Here is a 13682-nt window from a genome sequence, read left to right on the forward strand (position 1 = left end):
CCATCTAAAACAGCTCTCAAATGCCACAAAAAAACATGAAATTTAACCGTTGAACTAATTTCAATTTGATGTGCTCACAATCTCTATATTAAGTTGATTGTCGTTGCCCAAAACGATGCCGTCATCAGTTCTTATAGATAGAAGTCCTAATAAAAAGTAGTCGTGCTAATACGCACCACTTCTTACAACTTAGAACAACTAAAATTGGAAGAATGATGAAAACTAAACTTACAGCTTTAACGCTGGCGCTCACGCCATTGCTTGCTTTTACATCTCACGCCGCAGTGCAAATTCAATCAACATCTCAAACTATTGATGATAGTGTCCTTGTAGTGTTTAAAGACAATGCAAGTGTTGCAATGCGCGCGCAAGCTCGCCAACTTGTTAAAGCACGTATCTCAGATAGCAATGCTGATGGCAAAGATGATAATTACAAAAATATCTTGAAAGGTCGTTTAGCAAAGTTTGACCTAAGCACAGTTTCACCTAAAGAAGCCATCAAATTACTCGAAGATCACCCAGCTGTTGCTTACGTAGAACCAAACTACATAGTCAAGGCAATGGCTATCCCAGATGATAGTCTGTTTGATCAGCTTTGGGGTTTACATAACACAGGTCAGACAGGCGGCACTAACGATGCAGATATTAATGCACCTGAAGCTTGGGATATTAGTGTCGGTTCTCGTGATGTCATCGTCGGGGTCATTGATACCGGTGTGGATTACACTCACCCTGATCTAAGCGCAAACATGTGGGTAAACCCAGGTGAAATCGCTGGGGATGGCGTAGACAATGATGGTAATGGGTATATTGACGATGTATATGGTATCAATGCCATTACTGATAGCGGAGACCCAATGGATGACCAAGGGCATGGTACACACGTATCTGGAACGATTGGCGCATCTGGCAACAATGCAACTGGGGTTGTAGGTGTTAACCATGAAGTGTCCATTGTCGGCTGTAAATTCCTTAATTCATCAGGTAGTGGCTCAACCGCCGATGCCATCAAATGTATCGATTATATGGTCGGTTTGAAAAATGCGGGCCACAACGTCAGTGTACTAAACAACAGTTGGGGCGGTGGTGGCTTTAGCCAAGCATTATATGACTCAATGACAGCGAGTGATCAGGCCGGTATCTTATTCGTTGCGGCGGCTGGTAACGGTGCCAGAGACAATGATGTGTCACCAAGCTACCCTGCAAGCTATGACCATGATAGCGTTTTAGCTGTCGCGTCGACGACACACACTGATAGCATGTCTTCATTCTCACAGTGGGGCCTAACTTCTGTCGATTTAGGTGCGCCAGGCAGTGATGTATTGTCAACAGTGCCAGGTGGCAGCTACTCGTCTTTCTCAGGCACATCAATGGCAACGCCACACGTTGCGGGCGCTGCGGCCTTAGCGCTTGCTGTAAACCCTAGCCTGACTACCATTGAGCTTAAAAACCTACTTATGAATTCAGGTAAGCCAATCCCTGCACTGGAAGGAAAAACGGTATCAGGTAAACGTCTTGATGTGCATCAAGCACTCATTGACGCTGACCCAGAGCCTGGCTTTAGAGTGGTAGCGTCACCTGTTGCACAAGAGGTTACAGCAGGTGAAACCGCTCAGTATCAATTGACGTTCACTTCAGTTGCGAATTGGCAAGGTGAAATAGCGTTGACAGCAGCCGGTGATTTGAACGGCGTTACCCTATCAACCACAACGGTTACGCCGGGTGAGACAGCAGTACTCAGTGTGCCTACCACAGCAGAAACACAATGGGGCGCATATAACTTCACAGTGAACGCAACGTCTGGCCAGCTTAGCCAACAGAAGCAAGTAGCGCTGTCAGTGTTGCCGCAAGGTATGCGTGACTTCACCTATGACAATACGACCAGTGTAGATATTCCTGACAACGCTGCTGAAGGTGTGGAGTCTAAGATCACCATTGTTGATCCAATTACTATTTTTGGCTCTAGTACGGCTCTAAATATTAGCCATACCTATATCGGTGATTTACTTGTTACCCTTACGTCACCAACTGGTACCGTGGCGACTTTACACAACCGTGCCGGTGGTAGCGCAGACAATATCGTAGGCAGCTTTGCATCAAGCGCCTTTAACGGTGAAGTTGCTGCAGGTGATTGGACATTAAAAGTAGTTGATAACGCTGCGGTTGATACTGGCACACTCAACAACTGGTCTCTTACTCTGACGGGTATTGGTGAGATTTCTGAACAGCCACCTGTTGCAGGTTTCGACTTTGTACGTGACGGCTTAGATGTCACGTTTACTGACACCAGTACTGATGTCAACGATGACATTGTGAGCAGAGCGTGGGACTTTGGTGATGGCAATACCAGCGACCAACAAAACCCACTACACACTTTTGCTGCTTCAGGCGAGTATGAGGTGACACTCACAGTCACTGACAGCCAAGGTCACACGCACGCTAGCACACAAACTATCTCAGTGAGTGCCGATAAGCCACTTCTTGAAGTGGTGAGAGCGAACAAAACGCGTTTAGGCTCAATTCGTGTTGAATTACGCTGGAGTGGTTCTACTGCGGATCAAGTTTCCATTTACCGTGATGGTCAGTTAGTTAACACAGTAAACAACACAGGTAAGTTCCGTGACTTCACGCGTGATGCAGAAGCGACCAGCTACACCTACAAACTGTGTCAAGTAGGCGATATTTGCTCACCAGAAGTGACCGTTAACTTTCAATAATCTATAAATAGCGCCCAAAGTGGCCTATGACCTTTAACGCTGCACGGCTACTTTGGCCGTGCAGATTTAAACACCTCACCTAAACTGGCAAATTCAGCTCCGCCTAGCCGCGCTAATGGATCTAACTTTAACGCATCGACTTTACTGCGTCCTTTGTCATCCAGTTGTACAATTTCATCATCGATATAAGCATGAGTAACTTCAACAAAAACGAGCTTCATCGGTAATTCCCCCATTTCAACCACTTTGTGTAACTTACATGCAAAGGCAACCTTTGCTTTTTCAATACGAGGCAAAGTGGAACCAGGAAAATCACACACCGCCAAATCGAGTAAATCAAGCTCTGATTCATCATTGGGTAACGAGGCTGCTGATTGTGTTACCTCATGTGCTAACGTACTGTCCGCAATATGGATCACCAACTCCTGTGTCACCTCGACATTCACCACTGAATCTTTGTACTCCCCCGTTGGCTTTTGTCCTACTGCATACATCAAAATGGCAGGATCTGAGCTAATCGCGGTAAAGTATGAGAAAGGCGCTAAATTCAGCGTGCCTTTTGCTGTTTTTGATAATACCCATGCGATCGGTCTAGGCACCACAGTTTGGGTCAATGTATGGTAAACATGATTTGGAGATAATTCCTTAAAATCTAAAATCATTATGATGGCCTTAATTAAGTAGCGGATGTGCATGCATACGAATTGTACATGAAAATAAATCGAGCTCATTGAAAAGTATAAACATAATGCCCTAACATTTATTTAAAGCTACCAGCTCAAACCTCCCTAAAAGTTAAAGAACGTCTTAACAATAATAAAGTTAATATCAAGCCGCTTTTCGTCATGCTCAAAAATCAAAAGCCGCTTTATTAATAAAACGACTTTTATATGAAGTGTTCACACTGGCTAGCTCACAGTATCATACCCACTGTGCAAAGCGACCACTCAACTCAAACCCCCAGAGTAATCCGGCAGTGCCGCCGATGACGCCAAACCCCCAACCTAACATGCCAAATTTATTTTGCTTTGAGAGTTGTTTGTATGCGAGCTCATCGCCTTGTGCCTGTTTAACGATCCGCTGCTTATTTGCCACAGCCATAATCACTGTAAACCGGGTCACACCTATCAATAAAAATACATAGCTTAAGGTGGGGAATAGCCAACCTGCGCTAAATTGATAAGCCAATACCATCAGCAGCGCACTGACAACTATCCATGCATTTGTTAGCCTACGAGCGCGATGTAATTTGGCCACCACTTCAGGGTCATCAAAATGTTTAAGCGCCCTTTTGGCACTGATATCATTGGCAAGTAAAGCCATCGCCCCACCAGCCACCGCACCGCCGAAAATACTCATCAACTTCCATAACCACGAGGCTTGAGATTGTGTCGCAGCACCGAGCGTCGCTGCAGCTACAGGAGAGGAAGTGACAGCAAGGGATAAGACCAGCGATGACAGTCCAACCGGTGCGGTCGCTAAGATCAGCTTGCCATAGTTCGCCATCATTTGACTTTTAAGTAGAGTGCGCACACGCTCCAAACGCTTTCTCAGTGTGCTTTCACTGACCCCTAGTAAGGCACTCACGTGTGCTGTACTTTGACCTTCTCGATAATAGAGTAAAACCGCCTCTTTGCTGTCATCAGGCAATTTATCTAAAAAGTGATACAGTAGCGCTGATTGCTGTTTTTTAATCAGCATATCATCTAACTCGCTTGCACCATCTACTAATTGTTGCAGAACCCGTTCGGCCTGTGCTGAACTCACCTGTTTATGTGATACCGCCCCCTGATCGCGAAGGTGGTTAATGGCTGTATAGCGCGTTAACTGCCTTATCCAAGGTAAAATACTGGCGTTACTTTTTAGCTCTCCCAGCTTGTGCCATGCCTTAATAAACACCTTTTGACTGACATCTTCACTGTGTGCAACATCTTTGGTGATTGCCAATGCAATGCTGCTCACCACGCCAGATAGCCGCTCTACCAAAACAGAAAATGCTTTTTTATCGCCCGCTTTTGCACTCTCCACCAATTGAATAAGCTGACTTTCAACATCCATCGCATTTTCTCCTTGCATCGAAACCGGTAAGTACGCCTTTGACTCTATCATAACTTTTCCTTCCAACTGTCGTTATAAATAAAGTCACGGCCAAGAAGATAACTGTGACAAAAATATGAGGTTTTTTTCAAAGTAAAAAATGAAAGGTAAGAAACTTATTTTACCGGACAATGAATAACAAAGTGGGTACCTGATTGCGCCTTCGTTTGCAGCTCTATTTTGCCACCAAACTCTTGGTGAATGATGTTGTATACGCGGCTCAGACCAAGCCCACTACTTCCCTTCCCAAGCGCTTGTCCAGCAAATGGCACAAAAATATTGCTCGCCATAGCCTGCTCAATACCACAACCGTCATCACCGTACGTCAGCATGATCATACGCTTGTTTTGCGAAAACTGTGCGTTTAACCAAATATTCCCTGAAGGCATATCAACAAAGCCATGTTTAAGTGAGTTTTCAATCAGCTTGCTCAGTACTTCATCCATGGCCTCGGCGGGCCCCGACAGCATAATATCTGGTTCTAGTTCCAAACTACATGTCACTTGCCTATCGGCAAATTTGGCGGCATATTTTTCAATGATGCTAGTGACTAATTCAGACAAAGTAAATATACGCGATGTCGCTGGATCCGTTTCGTGTCGATAGCCTAAGCCTTGAAACTTGTCACTCAATTTCAGTAAATGTACCAAGCTTGCATGATTAGACTGCAAACTCTGTTCAATGACATCCAAAACTCTCAGTAATTCCGACTTTTTCAGTTGTTCATTATCTATCGTCTTGAGTAGCCCCGCTAGCTGCGACTGCATCACTGATTCTGCTGTGGCGATATTGCCAAGTGGCGTGTTTATCTCGTGGGCCATGCCCACCACCATACTGGTCATTGACGCCATTTTCTCCGCTTCAACTAACTCTTGTTGTGTCTGCTGCAGTGCCTGCAATGACGCCTCTAGTGCTACCGTCTTATCCGTCAAATCTTGGTTTGTTGCTTGTAATTCTGAGGTCTTCAATGCAACTTTTTCATCTAGCGTCAAATTCACGACTTTCAACTTTTGCTCAGCCTCTTTGAGCTCCGTAATATCTGTGATCACTCCTTCAATACTTTGCTGATTATCGCTGTAACCTCCGCGCTCTATCATCCAGCGAATACCGCCATCACGGTGAATCACCCGGTAAATCACTTTAAATCGACCACTGTTTGCCAGCTCATCCTGGATCACCTGCCACACCATGCCTTGATCATCTGGGTAAATAATATCAGCAAATGCAAGTGCTTTATTTTGAATAAAATCCTCGGCAAGATACCCAGTTGCAGACTCTATCGCGCCATTCAAGTACATCATGGTCCAGTACTTATCATTTTTACAGCGATAGACAATTGAAGGGATTTTATCCACCAAGGTTTCATAGCGCAGTTTCTCATCAGATAAGATCTGCGACATATCTTGCAGATGTTTGACATAAGCTTTGTTACGGCGGTGAAAAAACGCAAACAACAAAGTCAGAATAATGACCTCTGCTGCAATACTGATAAATGCCATTGTCTGCACTGCAATAAAGGCTTGATCAATTTTATCGATCGCGGGTTGCAAGGGCATAGACGTTAATAAAACCCAACCTTTTGACTCAATAATTGACATCGTAAAGAGCCGAGACTTATGAGCCAAATAGGCTGTCTCATGTGACCATAGCTTTTGATATGCTTCATACCAGATCCCTTGCTCAACCGCTTCAAAACCCGCTCTTTGCTCTGTTTGTACCAAATGAGTGATGTCTGACGCGACAATGTCACTTTTTTCATTAAGCAAAATAAAGCTGCTTTGCTGAGCACCTTTTAACAGCTTGGCATTATCTAGCAAGCTTTGCAGTGTAATGTCATGACCGACATTGCCGTACCAAATACCATCGACATAAACAGGCGTCACAGCTGACAACATAAGTAGTTCGGGAATCGGATCTTCAATTAATGGCGTCCAGTATGTGCCAGGAGGCGCATCAGAGGTAAGCCAAGGGGTTCCTTTGTAACTGAAGCCTGCTTTTGCTTTAAACACGAAATCAGGCTCGTCTGGCCAAAAAATCACGATACCGCCCGCTTCATTCATAAACCAAGTATCAGAGAATTGATTCGACAGCGCCCCTTGACCGAACGTCTCCACCGTCTGTTTAGCAATCAGTAACCGTCTTGTTTGCAGCGCAGACAAGTCGGTGCCCACAGGTAAATAAACCCCTGCTTGCTCTTGCCCATTAAAGCCCTCCTTGCGCGAACGAATAGAGCCATCTGGATACGGTTGAATAAGATCCGTGAACTTTTGAGTGGGATTAGCATCTGCGCTTTCGAAATTAGACTGAAGGGCGCTTGCCAGCCTAGTCGATGAGTCTGCAGCGTACTGCAATCGTTGTTCGATTTGCTCAGCAATAAACGCCGCCTGCCATGCCCGCTGCTCTTTTATTTCATAGAGCTCTTTATCAATTAACTTAGATTGCTCTAACATGCTGTAATACAGCAATATAGTTAACACCAAGACTGCTGATATTGCAGGCACAAACCACGGCGTCGAGCGGTATTTTACACCCATAACCGCCCTATCTATTTACAGACCAAAACGGCTAACAAACTTAATCGACAACAATTCATAAACCATCTAACCACCTATGCATTTACTTAATCATTGCCAATATTAGCCAATTTTCAAATTAATCCTGTAACTCCTTGATTAAGTCAATGTCATCGAGCAAGTAAAAAATATTCACCTAGCCATGCTATAACCTGCATCATCGTTAGGATATGGAATAGATGCCGTTGCGGCACCTTCACTATTTTAATGTCAGCCCATGGATCGTCATCATCGCGCGGCCGCCCGCTTTATCGGTTAAATCAGGCACAAAATACAGCGCAGAGACAGAAGCCGTTACTATACCTTTATCTTGTGACCAATTAGGTGTCCAATCTGGTCGAGCAAACTGCTCAAGGGTGACCTGCTGCGTTTTCGGCTCAAGAGCCTTTGGCAAAACTACCTGATAATGCGCGTAGCTTTTATCACCATCGCCACCATATTCAGTTTGCGACAGCTTAATCACTAACGGCTTATCACTTTGATAAGTGACTTCAATGGTCGTTAAATCAGTCAAGTTACCCTTGGGAATATCGTAAATAAGTTCTACCCAGGAGTTATTTTGCTTATCAACTCTTGGGACACGATCAAAGCCAATTTTAACTCGGTCATCCTGTACAAGAGGCTCATCCAAAATCACTTGGCTGCCATGAGGATCGGTCGCATAGCGCCAATTGTTAGCATCAAAAGAAGGGACAGCTTGCATACCGGAGCAACCTACCAGTAACAAACCACTCAAAAAAGACAGTGCACGCATCATGCTCTCCTTGTTTATTTTCACACCGATAATAAATCAATCACCATGTTTATACAGTTAATTGCGTCTAGCCACAGCACAAACCCGATAAATCAAAATCATCACTATGTTCTGGCCACCGCCACAAGCTGTTCGCGAAACCACTTAATCGCCTGCTCATCTTTATTTTTAATATGCCAGTATACTTTCATGGCATAACTTTTCATGGGTATCGGTGTTTCGAATTGAGAGATTTGAAATTGCTTACTTATCGCATCGAGAAAACGCCTTGGTGCAGTAAAAATGGCATCACTTTGCTCAACGATATATGGCGCACTTGAGAAATTAGCGACCTTGTACTGCACAGTCCGTGAGAGACCATGCTCATTTAACGCATCATCCACCATGCCTCGGGTGTCTTTGCCAGTGCCCGCGAGCAAATGAGGGTATTGGCAAAACAACTTAACATCCTGCGGATTTGCCAATATTGGATGGTCATTTTTTACCACCGAGACAAAATCATCACGATATAGGGTTGTCACCATCAAGCTCGGGTGGCTGGACTCAACAACACTAATTGAAAAATCTACTTCACCGCTTTCAATTTGACTGGCCAACCCGCGTTTGTCCAACTTGGTGAACACAACCCGCACTTGTGGTGCTACCTTAGCTAAATGGGTGATCAATGGCGCTGATAGGGCTTGCTCTACCAGATCACTCGTGGCGATATAAAATGTACGTGTCGAGGTTGTTGGTTCAAACTGCTCTTGAAAGAGAATATTCTTTTCAAAATCATTTAACCAACGATTAAGCTGCGGCTTTAATGTCTCTGCACGAGGCGTCATGACTAACTGATTGCCTTGGCGGATCACCAGCGAATCATTAAAACTATGGCGCAGCTTTTTGAGTGTATGACTCACCGCCGACTGTGTCAGCCCCGCTCTCTCGCCTGCTCGAGTTAAGTTTTTTGTCTCGAATATAATCTGCAACAACCTGAGTTGATTCAATTCGATATCTGAAATATTAGCCATACCACCACTCAACTATTAATCATGTTCATGACTATATTATGTCAATTAATTTCATTAATGAAAGCTAAATTCATAAGCTGTTTAGCATCAAACGAATACACAGTTTCAAAAATAGGAAACACCATGAAATTAAAAACGCTACTTACACTAGGCACTTTGACTTTAAGCCCAATCGCACTGGCTGATGACATCTTGGTTGTGATGTCAGATACCGCAAAAATGACCCTCAAAAATGGCACCGAATATAAAACGGGTGTGTACCTCAATGAGCTAATGGAGCCTGTAAAACTCTTTTTAGAAGCGGGTCACACCTTAACCTTTGCCTCGCCAAAAGGCATGGCCCCAAGACTAGACCCTGTGTCTGATACCGCTGATCACTTTTTAGATACCAGCAAAGCAAACTACACAGCGCATAAAGCGTTATTCAATCAACTGATGATCGATGATAAGTCACACAGCCCTGTGATGAGCTTCTCTCGTATTGAGCAAATTGGTATCGAGAAATTTGACGCCGTATTTGTACCGGGTGGACATGCGCCGCTGGGAGATCTGGTTGCCAATCCCCAGCTAGGCGAATTCTTAAAGTATTTTAACTCAGCGCAAAAACCGACAGGATTGGTTTGCCATGGCCCAGTAGCTCTGCTCTCCGCACTGCCTAATGCAGCAGAGTTTGAAACACAGATGAAGCAAAACAAAGATGCTAAACCTGCACAGGGCTGGGTGTATGCAGACTATCAAATGACCACGTTTAGTAATTCAGAAGAGACTGTCGCAACGAAATATTACCTAGGTGGTGATGAGCTGCACTATTGGCCGCAGGATGCCTTAACCAAAGCGGGCGGTAAATACTCTCGCGGTGAACAAGATTGGCATCCACATATTGTTGTTGACCGCGAACTCATTACAGGTCAAAACAACAAGTCTTCTGTCGGTGTAGCAAAAGCTCTACTAAAACAACTTGAGCAATAACCCGCTCTTTTACGATAAAGCGTGCCTCGGCACGCTTTTTTTGTTCCTACTGTACTCGCCTCCACTTCAAAAACCTATGTACTCAATGGCATGTCGCTCTCTTACATCATCTGCAATCAATCACTTTGCAATTTTGATTAAATTTAACCCATATGCATACCCGACACACTTGGCTCACCCACTGCGAATTAATATTACTAATACCTAAATAAAAGTAATTAATTTCATTAATACCACTAACATCGATAATCTAAACGCAATTCAACAGAGAGCTAATTTTGGAGTAAAGATATGACACAGTCTGTTTTAGTTACCGGTTCTAACAGTGGTTTTGGATACCTGATCGCAAACACCCTTGTTCGCCAAGGTTTTAAAGTGGTGGGCACAATGCGTGACCCTCAAGGGCGAAATGCATCGATTGCCAACGAGCTCAAAGCCAACGGCATCATGGTTATCGACATTGACGTCACCGATGATAAAAGCGTGACTGACGGCGTCGCTTTAGCCATCGAGCAAGCCGGACATATTGATGTTGTGATTAATAACGCTGGTGTGGGCACATTGGGCTGGCAAGAAAGCTTTGATATTGATGACTTCAAAAAAGTATTCGACATTAATGTATTTGGCGTCCAACGCATGACGCGCGCGATATTAGGGCACATGAAACAGCGTGGTAGCGGTGCACTTATTCAAGTATCAAGTATTCTAGGTCAGTTTGTATTGCCATTTTTGGGCTCTTACAATGCCACCAAACACGCCGTGGAAGGATTGGCAGAGAACTACAGAGTAGAGCTTTCTCAATTCGGTATCCAATCTCTTATTGTACAGCCAGGTGGTTTTGGTACCGACTTTGGCGCAAATCTATTGCGTTCAAGTGATAAAGCAGTCACTCAAAGCTATGGTGAGTTTGCCGATGCCCCTGAGCAAATGTGGGCAGGCACTGAAGCCGGACACGATGCGGATACAGCCCCGAGTCCACAAATGGTTGCCGACGCAGTACTTGAATTATTGAAGACACCAGCAGCGGAGCGTCCGTTTAGAACCACAGTGGATGGCTCAGGACTTAATCCGGTCATTGAAGCAACCAATCAAGCAAGAGAAGCGGCGATGCAACATATTTATAAGCTATACGATATGCACCACCTGCTAACATTAAAGCAAAACTAGACCCCAACCTTCCTCGTAGCCTCCCCTTGGCTACGAGGTCTGATTATGAATTTAACTCTGTCATATGATGTTTAAACACCGCTTCTAGCTCATCCATTTTAAATGGCTTACCCAGATGACCATTCATGCCAATTGCTAGGTATTTGTCCACTTCAGATTGCATAACATTTGCCGTAAGCGCGACGATTTTTAGTTGCTCCGCAGAATATTTTTCACGTATGCGTTTGGTCGCTTCAACCCCGTCCATAACTGGCATCTGAATATCCATAAATACAATATCAAAACGGCCTTGCTGCTTTGTGATTGTGTTCACAGCCGCTTGACCATCTTGTGCTACTTCGACCTCAACACCTGTAATACGTCCCAATAATTTGAGCGCAACGATCCTGTTGATTTCATTGTCTTCAACCAGCAGTACGCGCATGCTGTTACCTTGCAGCACATCAGAACTCACATCTTGGGACTTTTTGCCTTGCTGCTTATCTGTGACTTTAGGATTTACCTGTTTTGGCTGCTTTTTCGGCTGCGAGGTCGTTGCTTCAGTTGTCAGCGCTTCAATCAAATCTCTTTTTAATAGCGGCTTATACAAGATCGGAAAGTCCGACTCAGTTTCAATGCTTTCTCTGGTATGAGCTGTATAAATCACGACTTTTTTAGGCAAGTTGTTTTGCTCATTGAGCTTATTTAACAGTTCATTGGCTTCGCAATCGGGCAAAACCCAATCGACTAATAAAATATCAAATGTCTGCTCTGTTAATATAGATTGCGCATCTTGTCCGGTCGTCACACCTGTCACTTGAAGCCCTATCGAGTGTGCGATATTTTTACTTATCTCTAAATAGATCGGGTCATCTTCAACAATTAAAATTGAGCCAGATAACACCTGATGCTCAATCTCTGCTTGAGGACCGGACACAAGTTCAAGAGGCAGTTTCACCGAGAATTGAGACCCTTTTCCCAGCTCACTGTGTACCTGAATTTCCCCTCCCATTAACTCCGCAAGCAGCTTGCAAATGGTCAATCCAAGTCCCGTACCACCATATTTTCGTGTGGTCGACGACTCAGCCTGTGTAAAGCGCTCAAATAACTGCTCCACTTTGTCCGCCGCAATTCCGATGCCTGTATCTTCAATGGCGACCAATACCCAGGTCTTATCCCCTTCTTGCTGCTGTTGCTTTACCCTGAGTGTAATCGTTCCCTCTTCAGTGAATTTGACCGCATTCGATGCAAAGTTCAGCATAATTTGATTAATTCTAACCGGATCACCAATATATTGTTTGCTAAGTGCTGGGTCTAAATCAAAAACCAGTTTCACACCTTTAGTATTGGCTAGTGGGGTAATTAAAGACCGTAAGTTATCCAGCAAGTCCTCAAATTGAAACGGCACATGCTCAATATGCAGCTTTTTAGACTCAATTTTAGAAAAGTCCAAAATGTCATTGATAATGGTGGTCAGCGCATTCGCTGAGAAGCGCACCTTCTCAAGGTAGTTGCGCTGTACCCCCGTCAGTTCTGTTGAGAGTAAAATATCTGTTAGGCCCAAAATCCCGTTCATTGGCGTACGAATTTCATGAGACATGTTAGACACAAACAGAGATTTCGTTTCTGCAGCTTGGTTCGCCATAAAATTCGCTTGTTTTAAGTCAACTAACAGGCGAGCGAGTGCAAGAATAATCAGTAAAAAAATCACGCAAATAAGTAATAAAATTGCACGCATCATTTGCCACTTAACAGTATCAATTGACTGAGATACACCGTTGATATCACGTAAGATAACCATCGCAACATCGCTTTGTTGAATGGGCACAAGTAAATTGGATGCTTTAAGTGCATTTTCCAACACAAACTCGATATGCAACCGCAGTACTCTCAGTTTAGGCGCTTGAGACTCTATCTGCTTGAGCTGAGATACCAAAGTGGATAGCTGGTGATTAACACCATCAACCACAGGCACAGAATTGGTGACATGGAGATTAGAAACCAGCGCAATACTGCTGCTGATCAATGCTTGTGTATCTGCATCAAATTCGCCTTTCGTCAGCTCAAGTTGGGCAATATATCGATATGATGTTTTTAACATAGATGCCAATTGCATATAAGTATCTATGGTACTTTTGAACTCGTCGAGTGACGATTTAAGCTCAGTACTTAATCTTGAATTAAGCGCGAGCTCGTTGATCACGCGTTCAAACTCTAACTGCTTCTGTGCATGTCTATCAAAGTGATAGACATTGCGGTCCATTGCAGAAAAAGTCTCCAGAGACAACTCCGTCGCGATGCCTTGAAGCTGCCTTTTCAACTTAAGCTCTTGCTCATGATGCGCACTAATAAAATAAGCATCAATTGCTTGAGCGCCAAACATCCAAATGAGTACTAGCAAACATCCTTCTATTAA

Annotated in this window: 9 protein-coding genes; 3 read left to right on the forward strand and 6 right to left on the reverse strand. The window is 44.1% G+C overall.

Features of this window, described 5'->3' with window-relative positions; translation table 11 throughout:
- The first annotated feature begins 215 nt into the window (after nt 1–215).
- Nucleotides 216–2717 carry a S8 family serine peptidase gene (locus L1077_RS18825; RefSeq protein ID WP_237138466.1) on the forward strand — a complete coding sequence of 834 codons (2502 nt, stop codon included), beginning with the start codon at nt 216–218 and terminating at the stop codon, nt 2715–2717.
- 47 nt (nt 2718–2764) lie between these two features.
- Here the strand turns inward: L1077_RS18825 and L1077_RS18830 are convergent, their stop codons facing one another.
- The 5 genes from L1077_RS18830 to L1077_RS18850 all read right to left on the reverse strand — a co-directional run bounded on the left by L1077_RS18830 (nt 2765) and on the right by L1077_RS18850 (nt 9151).
- On the reverse strand, nt 2765–3379 hold the full coding sequence (locus L1077_RS18830) for a flavin reductase family protein (RefSeq protein ID WP_237138467.1): 615 nt from the start codon (nt 3377–3379) through the stop codon (nt 2765–2767).
- A gap of 259 nt (nt 3380–3638) precedes the next feature.
- Nucleotides 3639–4826 carry an RNA polymerase sigma factor gene (locus L1077_RS18835; protein ID WP_237138468.1) on the reverse strand — a complete coding sequence of 396 codons (1188 nt, stop codon included), beginning with the start codon at nt 4824–4826 and terminating at the stop codon, nt 3639–3641.
- A 104-nt stretch (nt 4827–4930) separates the two neighbouring features.
- Entirely contained in the window at nt 4931–7348 is a 2418-nt protein-coding gene (locus L1077_RS18840; protein ID WP_237138469.1) for an ATP-binding protein, read from the reverse strand.
- A 238-nt stretch (nt 7349–7586) separates the two neighbouring features.
- Nucleotides 7587–8144: a hypothetical protein gene (locus tag L1077_RS18845; protein ID WP_237138470.1), complete on the reverse strand. Its 558-nt coding sequence runs from the start codon at nt 8142–8144 to the stop codon at nt 7587–7589.
- 101 nt (nt 8145–8245) lie between these two features.
- The gene (locus L1077_RS18850; RefSeq protein WP_063360972.1) at nt 8246–9151 is read right to left on the reverse strand and encodes a LysR family transcriptional regulator; all 906 of its coding nucleotides are present in this window, start codon (nt 9149–9151) and stop codon (nt 8246–8248) included.
- A gap of 123 nt (nt 9152–9274) precedes the next feature.
- Between L1077_RS18850 and L1077_RS18855 the strand changes: the two genes are divergently transcribed.
- Complete coding sequence (locus L1077_RS18855) at nt 9275–10120, forward strand: type 1 glutamine amidotransferase domain-containing protein (protein WP_237138471.1); 846 nt, start codon at nt 9275–9277, stop codon at nt 10118–10120.
- Nucleotides 10121–10411: 291 nt separating this feature from the next.
- Nucleotides 10412–11287: an SDR family oxidoreductase gene (locus tag L1077_RS18860; RefSeq protein ID WP_237138472.1), complete on the forward strand. Its 876-nt coding sequence runs from the start codon at nt 10412–10414 to the stop codon at nt 11285–11287.
- Nucleotides 11288–11330: 43 nt separating this feature from the next.
- Here the strand turns inward: L1077_RS18860 and L1077_RS18865 are convergent, their stop codons facing one another.
- Nucleotides 11331–13667, reverse strand: a complete 2337-nt coding sequence (locus L1077_RS18865) for a response regulator (RefSeq protein ID WP_237138473.1) — start codon at nt 13665–13667, stop codon at nt 11331–11333.
- Nucleotides 13668–13682 lie beyond the last annotated feature (15 nt).

The sequence above is a fragment of the Pseudoalteromonas luteoviolacea genome, from assembly GCF_021654285.1.
In the GTDB taxonomy this organism is placed as follows: Bacteria; Pseudomonadota; Gammaproteobacteria; order Enterobacterales; family Alteromonadaceae; genus Pseudoalteromonas; species Pseudoalteromonas luteoviolacea_J.

Bases quoted from the DNA above. Each gene is read 5' to 3' on its own strand.
- L1077_RS18825 (WP_237138466.1), top strand. From the start codon at position 216: ATGAAAACTAAACTTACAGCTTTAACGCTGGCGCTCACGCCATTGCTT.
- L1077_RS18830 (WP_237138467.1), bottom strand. From the start codon at position 3,379: ATGATTTTAGATTTTAAGGAATTATCTCCAAATCATGTTTACCATACA.
- L1077_RS18835 (WP_237138468.1), bottom strand. From the start codon at position 4,826: ATGATAGAGTCAAAGGCGTACTTACCGGTTTCGATGCAAGGAGAAAAT.
- L1077_RS18840 (WP_237138469.1), bottom strand. From the start codon at position 7,348: ATGGGTGTAAAATACCGCTCGACGCCGTGGTTTGTGCCTGCAATATCA.
- L1077_RS18845 (WP_237138470.1), bottom strand. From the start codon at position 8,144: ATGATGCGTGCACTGTCTTTTTTGAGTGGTTTGTTACTGGTAGGTTGC.
- L1077_RS18850 (WP_063360972.1), bottom strand. From the start codon at position 9,151: ATGGCTAATATTTCAGATATCGAATTGAATCAACTCAGGTTGTTGCAG.
- L1077_RS18855 (WP_237138471.1), top strand. From the start codon at position 9,275: ATGAAATTAAAAACGCTACTTACACTAGGCACTTTGACTTTAAGCCCA.
- L1077_RS18860 (WP_237138472.1), top strand. From the start codon at position 10,412: ATGACACAGTCTGTTTTAGTTACCGGTTCTAACAGTGGTTTTGGATAC.